The sequence below is a fragment of the Marivibrio sp. genome (assembly GCF_040218065.1).
In the GTDB taxonomy this organism is placed as follows: Bacteria; Pseudomonadota; Alphaproteobacteria; order UBA8366; family Aestuariispiraceae; genus Marivibrio.
Genome location: NZ_JAVJQE010000015.1, coordinates 200,555 through 216,409 on the forward strand (window position 1 = coordinate 200,555; position 15,855 = coordinate 216,409).

General features: G+C 69.6%; 16 protein-coding genes. 6 read left to right on the forward strand and 10 right to left on the reverse strand.

The window, feature by feature from the left end; all coding sequences use genetic code 11:
- The first annotated feature begins 58 nt into the window (after positions 1 to 58).
- On the forward strand, positions 59 to 1,087 hold the full coding sequence (locus RIB45_RS16775; protein WP_350051681.1) for an ABC transporter ATP-binding protein: 1,029 nt from the start codon (positions 59 to 61) through the stop codon (positions 1,085 to 1,087).
- A complete protein-coding gene (locus RIB45_RS16780; RefSeq protein WP_350051682.1) occupies positions 1,071 to 2,072 on the forward strand; it encodes an alpha/beta hydrolase in 1,002 nt (333 codons plus the stop codon). Before RIB45_RS16775 ends, RIB45_RS16780 begins: the two co-directional genes overlap by 17 nt.
- Before the next feature lie 3 nt (positions 2,073 to 2,075).
- Here the strand turns inward: RIB45_RS16780 and RIB45_RS16785 are convergent, their stop codons facing one another.
- The gene (locus tag RIB45_RS16785; RefSeq protein ID WP_350051683.1) at positions 2,076 to 2,837 is read right to left on the reverse strand and encodes an SDR family NAD(P)-dependent oxidoreductase; all 762 of its coding nucleotides are present in this window, start codon (positions 2,835 to 2,837) and stop codon (positions 2,076 to 2,078) included.
- A 73-nt stretch (positions 2,838 to 2,910) separates the two neighbouring features.
- Positions 2,911 to 3,519: a regulatory protein RecX gene (locus tag RIB45_RS16790; protein WP_350051684.1), complete on the reverse strand. Its 609-nt coding sequence runs from the start codon at positions 3,517 to 3,519 to the stop codon at positions 2,911 to 2,913.
- 377 nt (positions 3,520 to 3,896) lie between these two features.
- Here RIB45_RS16790 and RIB45_RS16795 point away from each other — a divergent pair, with 377 nt between their 5' ends.
- The 3 genes from RIB45_RS16795 to RIB45_RS16805 are packed head-to-tail and all read left to right on the forward strand — an operon-like array spanning position 3,897 to position 7,459.
- Positions 3,897 to 5,618 (forward strand): putative bifunctional diguanylate cyclase/phosphodiesterase, encoded by a 1,722-nt coding sequence (locus tag RIB45_RS16795; protein WP_350051685.1) that lies wholly within the window; start codon positions 3,897 to 3,899, stop codon positions 5,616 to 5,618.
- Positions 5,619 to 5,670: 52 nt separating this feature from the next.
- Complete coding sequence (locus RIB45_RS16800; RefSeq protein WP_350051686.1) at positions 5,671 to 6,609, forward strand: ABC transporter permease; 939 nt, start codon at positions 5,671 to 5,673, stop codon at positions 6,607 to 6,609.
- 13 nt (positions 6,610 to 6,622) lie between these two features.
- Entirely contained in the window at positions 6,623 to 7,459 is an 837-nt protein-coding gene (locus RIB45_RS16805) for an ABC transporter permease (protein WP_350051688.1), read from the forward strand.
- A gap of 12 nt (positions 7,460 to 7,471) precedes the next feature.
- Here RIB45_RS16805 and RIB45_RS16810 read toward each other — a convergent pair whose 3' ends face one another.
- Positions 7,472 to 7,849 (reverse strand): 4a-hydroxytetrahydrobiopterin dehydratase, encoded by a 378-nt coding sequence (locus RIB45_RS16810; RefSeq protein ID WP_350051689.1) that lies wholly within the window; start codon positions 7,847 to 7,849, stop codon positions 7,472 to 7,474.
- Positions 7,850 to 7,860: 11 nt separating this feature from the next.
- Between RIB45_RS16810 and RIB45_RS16815 the strand changes: the two genes are divergently transcribed.
- Complete coding sequence (locus tag RIB45_RS16815; RefSeq protein ID WP_350051690.1) at positions 7,861 to 8,298, forward strand: metallopeptidase family protein; 438 nt, start codon at positions 7,861 to 7,863, stop codon at positions 8,296 to 8,298.
- A 242-nt stretch (positions 8,299 to 8,540) separates the two neighbouring features.
- Here RIB45_RS16815 and ptsN read toward each other — a convergent pair whose 3' ends face one another.
- The 7 genes from ptsN to RIB45_RS16850 all read right to left on the reverse strand — a co-directional run bounded on the left by ptsN (position 8,541) and on the right by RIB45_RS16850 (position 15,855).
- A complete protein-coding gene (gene ptsN / locus RIB45_RS16820) occupies positions 8,541 to 9,008 on the reverse strand; it encodes a PTS IIA-like nitrogen regulatory protein PtsN (protein WP_350051691.1) in 468 nt (155 codons plus the stop codon).
- A 134-nt stretch (positions 9,009 to 9,142) separates the two neighbouring features.
- A complete protein-coding gene (gene hpf / locus RIB45_RS16825; protein WP_350051692.1) occupies positions 9,143 to 9,745 on the reverse strand; it encodes a ribosome hibernation-promoting factor, HPF/YfiA family in 603 nt (200 codons plus the stop codon).
- A 391-nt stretch (positions 9,746 to 10,136) separates the two neighbouring features.
- On the reverse strand, positions 10,137 to 11,651 hold the full coding sequence (gene rpoN / locus RIB45_RS16830) for an RNA polymerase factor sigma-54 (protein WP_350051693.1): 1,515 nt from the start codon (positions 11,649 to 11,651) through the stop codon (positions 10,137 to 10,139).
- Between the two features lie 41 nt (positions 11,652 to 11,692).
- Positions 11,693 to 12,478, reverse strand: coding sequence for an LPS export ABC transporter ATP-binding protein (gene lptB, locus RIB45_RS16835; RefSeq protein WP_350051981.1), 786 nt, complete (start codon positions 12,476 to 12,478; stop codon positions 11,693 to 11,695).
- A gap of 675 nt (positions 12,479 to 13,153) precedes the next feature.
- Entirely contained in the window at positions 13,154 to 14,008 is an 855-nt protein-coding gene (locus tag RIB45_RS16840; RefSeq protein WP_350051694.1) for an LptA/OstA family protein, read from the reverse strand.
- Positions 14,005 to 14,718 carry an LPS export ABC transporter periplasmic protein LptC gene (gene lptC, locus RIB45_RS16845; protein WP_350051695.1) on the reverse strand — a complete coding sequence of 238 codons (714 nt, stop codon included), beginning with the start codon at positions 14,716 to 14,718 and terminating at the stop codon, positions 14,005 to 14,007. Before lptC ends, RIB45_RS16840 begins: the two co-directional genes overlap by 4 nt.
- Positions 14,719 to 14,805: 87 nt before the next feature.
- The gene (locus RIB45_RS16850) at positions 14,806 to 15,855 is read right to left on the reverse strand and encodes a KpsF/GutQ family sugar-phosphate isomerase (RefSeq protein WP_350051697.1); all 1,050 of its coding nucleotides are present in this window, start codon (positions 15,853 to 15,855) and stop codon (positions 14,806 to 14,808) included.

Here is a 15,855-nt window from a genome sequence, read left to right on the forward strand (position 1 = left end):
AGCCCCGCCGCCGGTCGAAAAAACGCCCCCATCTTCGTCGCAACCGATCGGGATTTTCATGAGCACCGCCGCCGCACCCCGCATGGACGACCGCGCCGAGGCCGATCAGGACGCCCCCGACTACGCGCTGGAGGCGCAGGGTCTGAGCAAGGTCTATCGCAGCTCGGGCGGCCAGGAGGCGAAGCGGGCGCTCGACTCGGTGGATCTGAAGATCCCGCGCGGCAGCCTGTTCGGTCTGCTCGGCCCCAACGGCGCCGGCAAGTCGACCTTCATAAACATTCTGGCGGGTCTCGTCATCAAGACCTCCGGCGTCGCCAAGGTCTGGGATTACGACATCGACCGGCAGACGCGCCTGGCCCGCGCCTCGATCGGCGTGGTGCCGCAGGAGCTCAACATCGACCCCTTCTTCACGCCGGAAGAGCTTCTGGAGGTGCAGGCCGGTCTTTACGGCGTGCCGAAGGCGGAACGGCGCACCGACGAGATTCTCGAACTCGTCGGCCTCGCCGACAAGCGCAAGGCCTACGCCCGCACGCTGTCGGGCGGCATGCGCCGGCGTCTGCTGATCGGCAAGGCGATGGTGCACAACCCGCCGGTGCTGGTGCTCGACGAGCCGACGGCCGGCGTCGACATCGAGTTGCGCCGCCAGCTTTGGGAGAATGTGGTCGAGCTCAATCGCCGCGGCACCACCGTCCTGCTGACCACCCATTATCTGGAAGAGGCGGAGGAGCTGTGCGATCGGATCGCCATCATCAATCACGGCCAGGTGGTCGCGCATGACGAAAAGCGCTCGCTGCTCGGCCGGTTGGACGCAAAGACGCTGCGGGTCAGCGTCAAGGAGCGGGTCGAGACGACCCCGGAGCAGTTGACGCGTTTCGACCCCCAGATCGTCCCGCTCGACGCCGCGGGCGAGGGCGCCCCGAAAACCGAGCTTGTGATCGCCTACCGCCCGTCGGAGACGGACGCGGGGACGATCGTCGGCGCGCTCTACGAGGCGGGCCTGAGCCTCGTCGATCTCTCGACCGAAGAGACCGACCTGGAGGACATCTTCCTGCAGCTCACCCGCGACGCGGATGCGAGCGCAGGCTAAGGCCTTCTCCTCCCCCGCCTTCCTTCAGAAGGGAGAGGGTCGGGGCGAGCGGGTCTTTCGCGGCGTTCTTCTCGCCGCCTTCCTTCTTCTCGCCGCGTGCGCCCCGCGGGTGGAGGGCTTGGGTCCCGAGACGGGCGCGCCGAGGCTCGCCGACGGGGCGATCGTCGCGGCTGACGGCTATCGCCTGCCGCTGCGCCGATGGGGGCCGGAGGAGCGGCCGCGCGCGGTGATCCTGGGTCTACACGGCTTCAACGATTATTCCGGGTTTCTAGAGAACGCCGCCGAGATCTGGGCCGAGCGCGGGATCCTAACCGTGGCTTACGATCAACGGGGCTTTGGCGAGACCGAGGGGCGCGGCCTGTGGCATGGCGCCGAGGCGTTGGTCTCCGATGCGCGGGCCGCCGTGCGGCTGGTGCGCGCGCGCTGGCCCGAGGCGCCGCTGACCCTGATGGGAGAGAGCATGGGCGGGGCGGTCGCGATCGCGGCGCTGTCCCCCGGCTATCCCGGCGGCGGCGCAGCGCCGTCGGTCGACGGCCTCGTCCTCAGCGCGCCGGCGGCCGCGGATTGGGAGCGGTTCTCCTGGTGGCGGCGCGCGCTGTTCTGGACGGCGGCCCACACCGTCCCCTGGATGGAGGCGACCGGCCGGGGGCTCAAGCTGAAGCCCAGCGACAACATCGAGATGTTGCGCGCGCTCGGTCGCGATCCGCTGGTGATCAAGCGCACCCGCCTCGACGCGGTCTGGGGCCTGATCCGGCTGGGCGACGCGGCCTATGACGCGGCCGACCGGCTGCCGGGTCCCGCGCTCGTGCTGTGGGGCGCGAAGGAGGCGCTGATCCCGCCCGAAAGCCGCGACGCCCTGAACGCCCGCCTGCCCGAGGCGGGGGTGGAGCGGCGGCTCTACCCGGCCGGCCACCACATGCTGACCCGCGATCTGGCCGGCGAGATCGTCGTCGGCGACATCGCGGCCTGGGCGGCGGCGCGCTAGGGCTCAGCGCGGCGCCATGCGCAGGGCCGAGTCGAGCCGCACCGTCTCGCCGTTCATGATCGGATTGTCGATCATGTGCAGCACCAGCCGGGCGTATTCCGCCGGCGTCCCGAAGCGCGACGGGAAGGGCAGGGTCGCCGCCAGGCTGTCCTGCACATTCTGCGGCATGCCAAGCAGCATCGGCGTGCCGAACAAACCCGGCGCGATCGCGTTGACGCGGACGCCGGTCTTCGCGAACTCCCGCGCCGCCGGCAGGGTCAGTGAGACGACCCCGCCCTTCGAGGCGGCGTAGGCGGCCTGACCGATCTGGCCCTCATAGGCCGCGACGCTGGCGGTGTTGACGATCACGCCGCGCTCGCCGTCGGCGTTGGGCTCGCGGCCCGCCATGTCCGCGGCGGCCAGACGCATCAGGTTGAAGGTGCCGATCAGGTTGACTTGGATCACCTTGCTGAAGTCGGCGAGGTCCATCGGCCCGTCGCGGCCCACGATCTTCGCCGCCGGCGCGATCCCGGCGCAGCTGACGGCGATCGCGCAGGGTCCGTGCGCGTCGCGCGCCTGGGCGACGGCCGCCTCGAGGCTCGCCGCGTCGGTCACGTCGCAGGCGACCGCCAGGCCGTCGATCTCCTCGGCGACGGCCTTCAGCGCGTCCTCCTTCAGGTCGAGCAGCGTCACCTTGGCCCCGGCGGCGGCCAGCGCCCGCGCCGTCCCTTCGCCCAGACCCGAGGCCGCGCCGGTCACGATCGCCGGCAATCCGTTCACGTCCATCGCCCGTCTCTCCTCGTCGCAGGTCGAAAGCCGGGGTCAGCGATAACGGGGTCCGGCGCGTCGGGCAAGCGTCTCAGCCGCCGTCGGCCAACCGGTCTTCCAAGGCCTCGGGGCTCTCGGCTTCAATCACCGTACGACAGACGTCGTAGGAAAAGCCGCGGCGCGCGAGCGCCGCGAGGTCGCGATCGCGCCGTTCGGCCCGGGCCGCCTCATCCGGCGCGCCGCCGCGATAGGGGCCGAGGCGCCGGCGCCGCGCGTAGGCGAGGGCGGCGGCGAGGTCGGTCTCCTGCGTGCCCGCCTCCTCGACCAGCGCCTCCAGCGCGGCGGCCGCGTCGTCCTCGCCGATCCCCTTTTGCAGCAGCGCCATGCGAATCGCGCGCGCGCCTTTGCCCTGGCGATGCAGGCTCGCAGCCCGACCTCGCGCATAGGTGGCGTCATCCAGCAGGCCCAGGCGCAGGAACTTATCGACCAGCGCGTCGATCGCCGCGCGCCCCTCGGCGCGGTCGGTCCCGTGCAGCTGGGCCGAGCGATCGACCTTGCGCATCAGGACGCGGCGCAGGTTCTCCGCGCTGGTCGCGAATCGCTCGAGATAGTGATAGGCGGCCTTCTCCAGCCGTTCGGGCGTCGCGGGTCGCGGCGCGCGGCGGGTCTTCCGGGATTTTCCGTCTTCAGAATTTTCCATGATCGATCAGCATCTTACGCCTGATTCGGCGGGCGACGTAAATTTTTTCGTCCGGGTGTGACCGCAATCACAGAAATGCTGGACCGGCAGTCCTATTCTGGCTGCGGTTGGATCGAAGGCCGCCGGCGAGAATCGCAAGCGACCGACGATCCTGGGAAAACCGGAAGGTCGGCGACCAAAATCCTGCCCCTCCCATCCGGCGTCGGCCTAACGGTTCCAGGCGGCGGCGTCCCCGAAAGGGGGCGCCGCCGTCGACCTTTTCAGGCCCGTCTCTCCTTATGCGATAACCCGCCGTTAAGACTTTGGACGGTATACCCACGGCCGTGGTCCCGAGGCGCTGCGCGCTCGGGCGGGTGAGAAAAGGTCGCGTCGGCGTAATGAGCGTGTTCGATCCGAAGCAGTTCGATTTCCTGTTCTACAAAACCGCGTTGGAGAAGGTGGGCGAAGGGGTGGTGGTGGTCGACCGCCAGAGCCGCATTCTGTGGTCCAACAGCCTTGCGGCCGAGATCTTCCGCGCCCCGGGTCCGAGCTTGGCCGGATACGCGCTCGACGACATCCTGCCGCAGGCCCATCGCGCGCAGCATGCGGACTACATCGACCGCTTCTTCGAGGGGTCGCGCTCGCGCATCATCGGTCAGGGTCGCAACGTCACGGGCCGCGCGTTCGACGAGAGGCCGTTGGAGCTCTACGTCAACGTCACCCACATGACGCTCGACGGACGCGACATCTTTCTGACGGTCGTGCGCGACGTGTCGATGGAGCGCGAGTTCCAACGCTCCATGCACCACCGCAGCGTCTACGACTTCATCACCCAGCTGCTCAATCGCGAAGGCTTCATGGCCGCCGGCCGCCAACGCCACATCGAGGCGGCGCTTGACGGCGCGCCCTTGTGGCTCGGCGTGCTCAACGTCTCGGGCGTCGGCAAGATCAATCAATGGATCGGCTACGAGGCCGGCGATCTGGCGCTGCACGAGATCGGCGTGCGGATGGCCGATCATTTCCCGGAGCCAGCGATCCTCGGCCGGGTCGACGGCAATGAGTTCGCGGTCCTCCTGCCGGTCGATCGAGCGCCGCGCTCGCCCGAGGCCTTTGCGGCCGCCGCCCGCGCGATCGGCCGCGACATCGACGTCGGCGGCCGTCACATCGACATTCGCTTCACGGGCGGCGCGGCCTTCAGCGCGGACGGGCCGATCGGCGAGCCCTTTGTCGACTTCTTCGCCCGGGCCCGAACCGCCCTGCGAGAGGCGCGGATCGCGCCTCCGGCGTCGGGCGTGCGGTTCTACGATTCCGATCTTGATCGGCGCGAACACATCGCGCGGGCGCTGGAAGACGGGCTGGTCCACGCGCTGGCCCGCGACGAATTCTTCATCCAGGTGCAGCCCAAGGTGGACATGGACCGCCGCACGGCCGGTTACGAGGCGCTGTTGCGGTGGCGCACCGCCGACGGCGAGCTGGTCTCCCCGGCCGACTTCATCCCGCTCGCCGAAGCGAACGGAACGATCCGGCTGATCGGATTGTGGGTCTTCCAGCAGGTCTGCCGGCTGGCCGCGGCGGAGGATTTCGCCGGCCGAGACTTGCGCATCTCCGTCAACCTGTCGCCCCGTCAGATGGAGCAGGAAGCCTTGCCGGAGATGCTCGCCAAGATCTGCGCCGACAGCGGCTGCGATCCCGCGGTGATCGAGTTGGAAGTGACGGAAAGCTGGGCCGTCCAGGATTACGAGCGCGGCTCAGGCGTGCTCGAAGCGCTGAAAGCCAAGGGATTCGGCGTCAGCCTCGACGATTTCGGCACCGGCTACTCCTCGCTCTCGGCGCTGGTCCGCCTGCCCGTCGACGTCATCAAGATCGACCGCTCGCTCCTGCCGAGCGACGCGGCCCACGATCCCGAGGCCGCCAAACTGCTCGGCGCGACGATCGATCTGTGCCGGGCCTTGGGCCGCGAGGTGTTGGTCGAGGGCGTCGAGAGCGAAGACCAGTTCCGCCTGCTGGCCGAGCTCGATTGCGATCTCGCCCAAGGATATCTGTTCGGGCGCCCGCAGGATTACGCGCGCTGCGCCGCGGCTGTCGATCCGGCGCCCGATCTCGCCTACGCGGGCGGCTGACCGGCGCGCCCGGCTTGTTCGATCGGCCGAGAGGCGTATGTTGTGCGCCGTTATGACAGCAACCCCTTCCGACAGCCCGAACTCCGCCGCCTCGAGCGCGCCTTCCGCGCCGGGCCCCTCCGCGCCGGGCCCCTCCGCGCCGGGCGAAGCGCTCGCCGACCGCAACCGCCCGCCGCCCGGCACGCGCCGGCGCCTGTCTAAGGCGCTCGGACCGCGCCGTTTCGGCCGGGTCAACTGGCTCGGCCTTTGGAGCCTCTATCTGAAAGAGGTGCGGCGTTTCATGAATGTCGCGACGCAGACGGTCGCTGCCCCGGTGGTGACGACGCTGCTGTTCCTGGCGATCTTCACGCTGGCGCTCGGCCGGTCGGTGGAGACGGTGCAGGGCGTCACCTTCTCGCAGTTCCTGGCCCCGGGGCTCATCATGATGGCGATGGTCCAGAACGCCTTCGCCAACACCTCCAGCTCGTTGGTGATCTCCAAGATCCAGGGCAACATCGTCGACGTGCTGATGCCGCCGATCAACGAGACCGAATTCGTCGTCGCCTACGCCGCCGCCGGCATGACCCGCGGGCTGGTGGTCGGCGCGTCCGTCGGGATCGTGATGGCCTTCTTCGTGACGGTGGAGATCCACCATTTGTGGGCCGTGCTGTTTTTCTCGACGGCGGCCTCGCTGATGCTCTCCTCGATCGGGATCATCGCCGGCATCTGGGCCGACAAGTTCGACCATATGGCGGCGATCACGAATTTCGTCATCACGCCCTTCGCGTTCCTGTCCGGGACGTTCTATTCGATCGAGCGGCTGCCGCAGCCGTTCTACGACATCGCCCATCTGAACCCGTTCTTCTACATGATCGACGGTTTCCGCTACGGCTTCATCGACAGCTCCGACGCGAGTCCGTGGCTCGGCGTCGCGGTGATGAGCGCGATCAACATCGCCCTGCTCGTCACCTCATGGATGCTGGTGCGGCGCGGCTGGAAGCTGAAGGCCTGAGGAGCGCGCGCGCATGGCCGAGGCCGGCCGCCCCGTCACCCCCCGCCCCGTCAGCCCCCGCCCCGTCACGCGACGTTTCGGGCCCGTCAACTGGCTGGGCGTCGCAAGCCTCGTCCGGCGGGAGATAAAGCGTGAATGGCGCTTCTTCGGGGTCGCCATTCTGGGACCCGCGCTGCAGGCGAGCCTGTTCGCCGCCGTCTTCACCCTGGCCGCGGGCGAGGCCGTTCCGACGCTCGGCGGGATCGGATTCTTCGACTTTCTGGCGCCGGGGCTGGTGATGGCCGCGATCATGCAGCGGGCCTTCGAATGCACCGCCTACACGCTGATGTTCGACAAGCTGGAGGCGGCGATCGAGGACCTGCTGAGCGCGCCGATGACGCCGGCGGAGATTCTGGCGGGTTGGATTGCGTCCGCCTTCGCGATCACCGGAGGCGTCGGGCTGACGGTCGCGTTGGCGATGGCGCTGTTCGGCCTCGACTGGCCGGCGCATCCGCTCTTGGCGCTCTGGTTCGTCGCCTGCGCCATGCTGCTGTTCGCCGCGGCCGGGGTGATCGCCGCGATCGTCTCGGAGAAATGGGACGGGCTGTCGGGCAAGGAGACCTTCGTGCTGCTGCCGCTGATCTTCCTGTCCGGCGCCTTCTTCCCCTTGGAGGCGGTGCCGGACGGAGCGTGGCGCGCCGCCTTCCAGGCCAACCCGATCCTCTATCTGATCGACGGCTTTCGCTTCGCCATGATCGGACGCTCGAGCGTCGATCCGGCGACGGCCGCCAGCGTCGCCCTCGTCGCGGCGATCGCCATGACGGCCGCGGCCCATGCGCTGTTCCGCAGCGGCTACAAGATCAAGCCGTAAGAGGCGCCGCGTCTAGGCGAACCGCGCGGCGGCGTTGTTCATGAAGCGCGCCAGCTCCGCGTCGAGTTCGGTCAGCCCGCCCGCGTCATGGGTCGACAGCGTGACGTCGACCGTATTGTAGACGTTGAACCACTCGGGATGGTGATCCATTTTCTCCGCCTTCAACGCGCAATGCGTCATGAAGCCGAAGGCTTGGTTGAAAGTTTTGAACTTGAACGTCTTTTTGATGGCGTCGGGGTCCGACTGAACCTCCCACCCCTCCAGCTTGGCGAGCGTCTCGTCGCGCGCGGCGCCAGTCAGCTTCTCGGCCATGGATGCTCCTTGACGGTTTTGACGGTTCGGTGACGTGCTCGGCGCGCCGTTGCTGGACGCGCCCCCTCGTCCTCCCATATAAGCGCGCGATGAGCGACGAAAACCTCCCCCCTGAGACGACGCAGCCCTCGGCCCAAGGAGCGCCGCCCAGTCTCGACGATCTTGAGCGGCTCGCGCGTCGCGCCCTGCGGGGTCTGCCGGCGGCTTTCGCCCAGCATCTGGGCGACATCGTCTTTCGCGTCGACGAATTCCCGAGCGACGACGTGCTCGACGAGTTGGGCCTGGAAAGCCCCTTCGAGCTTATGGGTCTCTATCAGGGGGTCGATCTGGCCAGCAAGTCCGTCGCCGACCCGGCGCCCGAACCGGATATGATCTTCCTCTACCGCCGCCCGATCCTCGATTACTGGTGCGAGACCGGCGAGGACCTCGCCCATTTGGTGGCTCATGTCGTGATCCATGAGATCGGCCACCATTGGGGGCTGAGCGACGAGGACATGGAGCGCATCGAGGCGGCGGGAGAAGAGTGAGCGGCGCCGCGAGCCCCCGAACGCCGTTGAGGCCGCTTGACCATCCCCGATGAGAAGGCCGTCTTCCTGTCAGCACGGGTCGCCGGCCGGCCCCGCCTGGCCGCCGGGCCGCCCCGGCGGCCTCAAACAGGGATGTCGCGCCCGGCGGCCGACAGGCCGGCGCGGGCTCCCGCCCGAAGCGCACGCGCGCCGCCTGGGCTGCTGACGCCGCCCCTGCGAAACGGGACGGCGCCCCCGCGCCCTCAGGCCGCGTGGCTGGAGGTCTGCGCTTCGGTGAGCAGGCCGTAGAGCGCGTCCGCCTTGTCCGAACCGCGCAGCTTCTCGCAGGTCTGGCGGTCGCGCAGCAGGCGGGAGACGCGGGCCAAGGCCTTGAGGTGGTCGGCCCCCGCCCCTTCCGGCGCCAACAGCAGGAAGATCAGGTCGACCGGTTCGTCATCGATCGAATCGAAGTCGATCGGCTTCTCGAGCCGCGCGAAGAGCCCCTGGAGGCGATCGAGACCCGCGAGCTTGCCGTGCGGAATCGCGACGCCCGCGCCCACGCCGGTGCTGCCCAGGCGCTCGCGCTCCAGCAGCACGTCGAAAATACGACGCTCCTCCAGCCCGGTCGCCGCCGCGGCGCGCTTCGCCAGCTCCTGCAACGCCTGCTTTTTGGAGGCGACGTTCAGGGTCTCGATCACGCACTCGGCGCTCAACAGGTCGCTGATGTCCATCGTTCTCACCTAATCGCGCTGTAGCGCGGCCATATGGCCGTCCGCCGACGAAAGCGCAACCCCAAGCGTCGTCGCCCGGCGGTCTGCGCGCGAAGCGAGACGGGACGCGCTTGGCGCGCCCCTCTCAAGCCGGCTCAATCGCCCGAGCCTCGCTCTCCGGGAACCAGTTTCGGATCCACCCAGCCGTAATTTCCGTCGGCGCGCTGATAGACCATGTTGAGGCCGCCCGTCTTCGAGTTGCGGAACAGCAGCGCGGGCGCGCCGGCCAGATCAAGGCGCATCGTCGCCTCGCCGACCGTCATGCTTTCCACCTGGGTCGGCGTTTCGGCCACGATGATCGGCTCGGCCGGCGGCGCGGAGTCGTCCTCGCCCTCTTCCTCGGGACGCTCGGCCTCCAGGATGTATTGCAGCGCGGGCACCGCTTCGGCGGTGGACAGTTTCTGCTTGTGGTCGCGCAGCCGGCGCTTGTGCCGACGCAGGCGCTTCAGCACATGCTCGGCCGCCTCCTCATAGGCGGCGTATGCGTCGCCGCCCTCGCCGTGGCCCTGCACCTCGACGCGCTTGGAGACATGCGCGTGGATGTCGACGGTGAAGCTGTGGCCTTCCTTCGAGATCGTGACCGTCACGTCGGTCGTGTTGTCGAAGTACTTGCCGATCGAGTCCGGCAGGTGCTCTTCGATATGCGTGCGCAGCGCGTCGCCCACATCGACCTGTTTGCCTTTGATGGATAGCTGCATGGCGCTCCTGACCAATCCTTTGTTCTTCACCACCGGTTTCGCGTCGTGACCGGGCGCCCGGGACTCCGGACAACGTCTCCCCCGCCCCCAGTCGTCCAAGGCCCCGACCCCGCGCGACGCGGCTTTAGCAGCGCCGCGGGCGGAGCTCGTTCCTCCGGCCCGCCGCACGGCGCCCCTGCATGGTATCACAGCAGACGGCCCTTGATAGGGGCCGCGCGACAGGCGAGGGCGCGTGTGCGGAAACGGCCTGCGCTTTGGTCCGGCGCTGTTCGCTTGCCGTCCCCAACCGGCGTGCGTCATCCCGCGCCCGGCGCAGCGAGAGCGAGCGGCGGCGGAAGCTACTGAGCGGACCTTGGCGCGTCAAGCGCTCTGCAGCGCGCCGGCGGCGCGATCAAATCGCCGCTTTCTTGGCGCGCCGCCGATGCACGGAGGAGGGGATGCGCATCGCCTCGCGGTATTTGGCCACCGTGCGCCGCGCGATGTCCACGCCCTCCTCGCGCAGCAGCTCCACCAGCCTATCGTCTGAGAGCACGGCGTCGGCGGGTTCCGCGTCGATCAGACTGCGGATGCGATGGCGCACGGATTCGGCCGAATGGGTCTGATCGCCGGCCGTGCCGGCGATCGCGGTGGTGAAGAAGTATTTGAGCTCGAACAGGCCGCGCGGGCTGGCGATGTACTTGTTGGAGGTGACCCGACTGACGGTCGATTCGTGCATCTCGATGGCCTCAGCGATGTCGCGCAGCACCAACGGCTTCAGATGCGAGACGCCGTGCCGGAAGAAGGCGTCCTGCTGGCGCACCAGTTCGCTCGACACCTTGAGGATCGTCGCGGCGCGCTGGTGCAGGCTCTTGACCAGCCAGTTGGCCGTCTGCAGACGCTCGGAGAGATACTCCTTGTCTTTCCGCTCGCGCATGTCGCCGGCGATGCGGGCGTAGAAGCGCTCGTTCACCAGCACCTTCGGCAGAGCGTCGGGGTTCAGTTCGACGATCCAGTCCCCTTGCGGCCCGCGCTGCATCAACACGTCCGGCGTCACGGGCTCGGCCGCCGCCGCCCCGTGGGTGACGCCGGGTTTCGGGTCCAGCGCGCGGATTTCGCGCGCCATCTCCGCCAGATCCTCGCCGTCGACGCCGCACAGACGCATCAGCTTCTGCCGCTCGCCGCGCGCCAGCAGCTCCAGATTGTCGAGCAGCGCGGCCATCGCCGGATCGAACCGGTTCAGCTCGATCAGCTGCAACTTCAGGCATTCCGCCAGATCGCGGGCGAACAGGCCGGCCGGCTCGAAGCGCTGGAGTTTCGCCAGCACCGTCTCCACCGCGTCGAGCGACGCGCCCAGCAGCTCGGCGATCTCCGCCAGATCGGCGCGCAGATAGCCCGCCTCATCCAGCGATTCGATCAAGTGCAGCCCGATCAATCGCTCCGCTGGGTCGGGGACGTCCATCTGCAGCTGCTCGATCAGCCGGTCCTGGAGCGTCACCTCGCCGGCGAGCGTCTCCTCCAGGTTAGGAAGCGCATCGTCGAAGCCGCCGCCCCCGCTCGCGCCCGACGCGCCGGCCAACGCGCCGGGGCCGGCGATGTCGGCCTCGAAATCGGCCGTCACGTCGCCGTCGACGGGCGCGTCGTCGGCGCCCGTGATGCGGTCGCCGGCCAAGATCTCGGAGGAGTCCATCTCGGTACGATCCGGCGCGGCGTCGGCGTGGCGGTCCGGGTCTTCGGCTTTGAGCCGGGCGTCCGCGGCTTCGCGCTGGCCCTCGTCGCGCTCGAGCAGCGGGTTGCGCTCCAGCTCCTCCTCCACGAAGGCCGCGAGGTCCTGGGCCGACAGTTGCAGCAGCTTGATCGCCTGCTGCAGCTGCGGGGTCATCACCAGCTGCTGCGACTGCCGAAGATCGAGGCGGGCGGTCAACGACATGGCGGGTCAGGCGCCTCCCCGCCTCGCGCCCGGCGCGGCGTTCACAGGCTGAACCGGTCGCCCAGATAGACGCGCCGGACCTCCTGATTGCCGACGATCTCGTCCGGCGCCCCCTCCATCAGGACCGACCCCCCGTGCAGGATGTAGGCGCGATCGACGATGTCGAGCGTCTCGCGCACATTGTGGTCGGTGATCAGCACCCCGATGCCGCGATTCTTCAGGTGGCTGACCAGCTCGCGGATGTCGCGCACGGCGATCGGGTCGATGCCGGCCAGCGGCTCGTCCAACAGAACGAAATGCGGCTGACTGGCGAGCGCCCGCGCGATTTCGAGGCGCCGGCGCTCGCCGCCCGACAGCGCGATCGCCGGCGTGCGGCGCAGATGGCTGATGGAAAATTCAGCCAACAGCCCTTCGAGCGCCGCCTCGCGACGGGTGCGGTCCTTTTCGATCAGCTCAAGCACCGCCAGGATGTTCTGCTCCACCGTCAGGCCGCGAAAGATGGAGGCCTCCTGGGGCAGATAGCCCACGCCCATGCGCGCGCGGCGGTACATCGGCAATTCCGTGACGTCCTGGCCGTCGAGATAGATTGAGCCGTAATCGGCCGAGATCAGGCCGGTCACGATGTAGAAGCAGGTGGTCTTGCCCGCGCCGTTGGGGCCGAGGAGCCCGACCGCCTCGCCGCGCTGGACGCTCAGCGAGACGTCGCGCAGAACCGGACGCTTCTTGAAGCTCTTGCCGATCGAGCGGATCTCGAGCCCGGCGTTCGCGGCGACCAGCGTCGGCCCGCGGCGCGGGCCCGCGTTCTCCGTCGGCTTGGCGGCGCGTATCGGCGTCGGCGGCTCGCTGCGCCGTTCCTCGATCCGCCGTCGATCGGCGCCGCGCCGGGCGTCCGCAGCTTCTCCCGGCGGATCGGCGGCGCTCGGCGCCTCGCGCGGGCGCGCGGGCGGCGCCGCGGGCGTCTGCGGGGATGTCTGTGGGGATCTCTGCGGAGATGTCTGGGATTTTGTCTGCGGGGACGCTCCGGGAGAGGGCGGTCGGGACGAGGATGCGGACGCGGGGCGCGCCGGGGGGGCGTCGTTCGCCGCCCGGGGCTCGGCCCGTCGGACCGGGGCGGCCTCGTCCGGCGCCGCCGGGGCGCCTGCGGGGCGATCGGTCGGGCGTTCCGCCGAGGAGTCCGCCGGGCGCTCGGCGGGCGGGCGGGGCCTTTCCTCCGACGCGGGGGCGTCGGGGCGCCCGGCGGGGCCGGCGCGCCGCAGCGGCGGCGGCGCGCCGAACCGGCCGTCGCGGCCGGGCGGGGCGGACAGCCGCGGCGCGCGCGGACGCCACGCGTCGGCCCGCTCCGCGCCCTCGCGTCGCTCCTGGCCGTCACGGGGATCCCTGTCGGGCCCGCGTCCGTCCTGTCCGTCTCCGCCGCCCTTGCGGGAGTCGCTCATCGACCGATCCACCTGGCCCCTGAGGCCATGCAAAAAACCTGCCTACTCAGAGTCTATCAGGTTCGTGCGCTATTGTGTGGGAAGAATCAAGCCCTCGACCTTTTCCCCCCGCCCTTCAAGACGCGAGCGGCCGGTCTTCATGTCGACGATGGCGCATTCGCCGTTCAGCTGGTTCTGATCGCGGGTGATCTTGACGTCGCCGCAAAGCGTCACCCGCTCGTTCTGCACGTCGTAGACGCCTTCGCGGCCGGTGACGATCTCGGTCGCGGTCGAGACATGGACGCCGCCCGTGGCGTCGATCCGCTCCACGTCGCCGCGCGGTTCGCCGTCCGCGCCGCCGCCGCCCGCGCCGCCGCCGTCCCCGCCTGCCGCGGTCTCGCGGATGAAGGCGGTCAGGACGCCCGCCTTCAGGCGCTGGTCCTCGCGGCGCACCAGCGCCTCTCCGCGCGCTACGGCGAGCGAGCGCGCCTCCCAATATTCCAGGCTCTCTTCGGCCGTGATGACCGCGTTTTCGGTGACAAGGCGCAGATCGTCGCCGACCAGCACGGCGACCTGCTTCTCCACGTGGTAGACGCCCTTGTCGCCGACCGCGACGCCGTCGGGGCTGCTGACCTCGACAGCGCCGAGCGCGTCGAGGCGGAAAATAACCTGCCGCTCGCCGTCCTCGCCGCCGCGGTAATAGGCGATCAACATATCGGCGGTGATCTTAAGCCGCCCGCGCGTCGCCGTCGCCTCGCCGCGCGCGCGATATTGTTTGGCGTCGCGGAACCATTCGATTCCGTCCTCGGCGGTGATCTCGATGGCGCCGTCCTCGCCGTCGCCCCCCGTCACGCCGTCGCCCCCCGTCACGCCCTCCTGGGCGCGCGCCGGCGCCGCGACGGCGAGCAGCGCCGCCAGCAGGACCGCCAGCCACCGCGCGCTCATGAGCCGTCTCCGCGCTCGGGATAGATCACCACCTTGGACTTGCCGGTCAGCTTGATGCGGTCGCCCCGGCCCTCGACGCGGAAGCCCTCGCCCTCGATGTAGCCGAAGGGTCCTTGCCCCTCGACAGGCAGGCCGCCGAACGCGCTGCCGCCGACGAGATCGAGGATCGCCTGTTGCGTGCGGAATTCGTATCCGAGGTCGTGGAACACGTTCACGTCGTCCGTCAGCTCCAGCACCTGCGCGGCGCGGTTCAGCGTCCCGTTCGCCGCGGTCACGGCGACCCACGCGCCGTTCGCGAGCAGGATGTCGGCCTTCGGACCGACGAGCTCGACCACGGTGGCGTCGACCGATTCCTGATGCATCGATTCGGCCGTGACCGTAAAGGGCTGCCCGTCCTCCTCAATCCCGGTATAGCGGGCGTTCCGGACCTCCAGATTTTCGGCCGCGCGGCGGTCGGCGCCGCTCAACGCGTCGGCGAACCGGGCTTCCTGCTCGACGATCAAGGGCCAGGCTGCGACCAGCAGCACGAGCGCCACCGCCACGGTCGGCAGCAGCACCTTGAGCCAGCCGACCAGTCGCCCGTAGACCGGATTCAAGCGCGTCGCGCGCCGACCCAACGGGATGCGCGCGCCGCGCGGGGGCGCGCCGGCCGCCGGGGAGGCGGCGCCGGAGCGGGGCGGTGTCGGCTCCTGGTCGCGGCGGTCGGTCATGATCTCTCGCGTCGGGGGCCGCGCTCGGCCCGTGTCGGCGCCGCTCTAGCCCGGGATTGCGGCGCCGGTAGGGCGCCCGGCGTCCGCTCAGGCCACGCCGGCGCGCAGGAAATCGTGGATGTGGACGACGCCGACCGGCCGACCGTCCCTGTCCACCACGAACAAGGCCGTGATCTGACGGCCGTTCATCAGGGCCAGGGTCTCGCTCGCCATCTTATCGGGGGCGATGGCGATCGGGTTCTCGGTCATGATGTCGCCGGCGCGCCTGTGCATCAGATCCGGGCTCATATGGCGGCGCAAATCGCCGTCGGTGATGATGCCCTGCAACGGTCCGTCCGCATCCGCGATGCCGACGCAGCCGAAATGCTTTGAGGTCATCACCAACAGCACGTCCTGCATCGGCGCGTCCGGCCCGATCAGCGGGACCTCTTCGCCGCGATGCATCAGATCCTCCACCCGCGCCAGCTGGCGGCCCAGCTTGCCGCCCGGATGGAACAGCTTGAAGTCGCTCGCCGTGAATCCCTTGCGCTCCAACAGCGCGACCGCCAGCGCGTCGCCGAGCGCCATCGCCATCGTGGTCGAGGTCGTAGGCGCAAGGCCCATCGTCGCCGCCTCCGGCTGGTCCGGCAGGACCAGCGCTGCGGAGGCCACGCGCGCCAGCGTCGAGTCGGCCCGGCTGGTGATCGCGACGATCGGGATCTCGTAGCGCTTGGCGTAGGACAGCACGTCGGAAAGCTCCGGCGTCTCGCCGGAATTGCTGAGCGCCAGGATCGCGTCGCGCTCGGTGATCATGCCGAGATCGCCGTGGCTCGCCTCCGCCGGATGGACGAATTGCGAGGGCGTGCCGGTCGAGGCGAAGGTGGCCGCGATCTTGCGCCCGACATGGCCGCTCTTGCCCATGCCGGTCACGACGACGCGTCCGCTGCGCCGGCTGCGGTCGGGGTCGCCCAGCAACGAGACGGCCTGGGTGAAGGCGCCGTCCAACGCGTCGGCGCAGGCCGCCAGCGCCGCCCCCTCCAGACGCAGCACCCGCCGGCCCGCTTCCAGGTCCCGAACGGCCTGGCCGTCCCGATCCGCGGCCGCGGCCTCGGGCTCGGACTCGGCGGCGGCGTCTTTCTTGGGAAGCGGGCTCGCCAT

Bases quoted from the DNA above. Each gene is read 5' to 3' on its own strand.
- RIB45_RS16850 (WP_350051697.1), bottom strand. From the start codon at position 15,855: ATGGCGAGCCCGCTTCCCAAGAAAGACGCCGCCGCCGAGTCCGAGCCC.
- ptsN (WP_350051691.1), bottom strand. From the start codon at position 9,008: ATGGACATCAGCGACCTGTTGAGCGCCGAGTGCGTGATCGAGACCCTG.
- RIB45_RS16800 (WP_350051686.1), top strand. From the start codon at position 5,671: ATGACAGCAACCCCTTCCGACAGCCCGAACTCCGCCGCCTCGAGCGCG.
- RIB45_RS16810 (WP_350051689.1), bottom strand. From the start codon at position 7,849: ATGGGAGGACGAGGGGGCGCGTCCAGCAACGGCGCGCCGAGCACGTCA.
- RIB45_RS16795 (WP_350051685.1), top strand. From the start codon at position 3,897: ATGAGCGTGTTCGATCCGAAGCAGTTCGATTTCCTGTTCTACAAAACC.
- hpf (WP_350051692.1), bottom strand. From the start codon at position 9,745: ATGCAGCTATCCATCAAAGGCAAACAGGTCGATGTGGGCGACGCGCTG.
- lptC (WP_350051695.1), bottom strand. From the start codon at position 14,718: ATGACCGACCGCCGCGACCAGGAGCCGACACCGCCCCGCTCCGGCGCC.
- RIB45_RS16775 (WP_350051681.1), top strand. From the start codon at position 59: ATGAGCACCGCCGCCGCACCCCGCATGGACGACCGCGCCGAGGCCGAT.
- RIB45_RS16840 (WP_350051694.1), bottom strand. From the start codon at position 14,008: ATGAGCGCGCGGTGGCTGGCGGTCCTGCTGGCGGCGCTGCTCGCCGTC.
- rpoN (WP_350051693.1), bottom strand. From the start codon at position 11,651: ATGTCGTTGACCGCCCGCCTCGATCTTCGGCAGTCGCAGCAGCTGGTG.
- RIB45_RS16805 (WP_350051688.1), top strand. From the start codon at position 6,623: ATGGCCGAGGCCGGCCGCCCCGTCACCCCCCGCCCCGTCAGCCCCCGC.
- RIB45_RS16780 (WP_350051682.1), top strand. From the start codon at position 1,071: ATGCGAGCGCAGGCTAAGGCCTTCTCCTCCCCCGCCTTCCTTCAGAAG.
- RIB45_RS16815 (WP_350051690.1), top strand. From the start codon at position 7,861: ATGAGCGACGAAAACCTCCCCCCTGAGACGACGCAGCCCTCGGCCCAA.
- RIB45_RS16785 (WP_350051683.1), bottom strand. From the start codon at position 2,837: ATGGACGTGAACGGATTGCCGGCGATCGTGACCGGCGCGGCCTCGGGT.
- RIB45_RS16790 (WP_350051684.1), bottom strand. From the start codon at position 3,519: ATGGAAAATTCTGAAGACGGAAAATCCCGGAAGACCCGCCGCGCGCCG.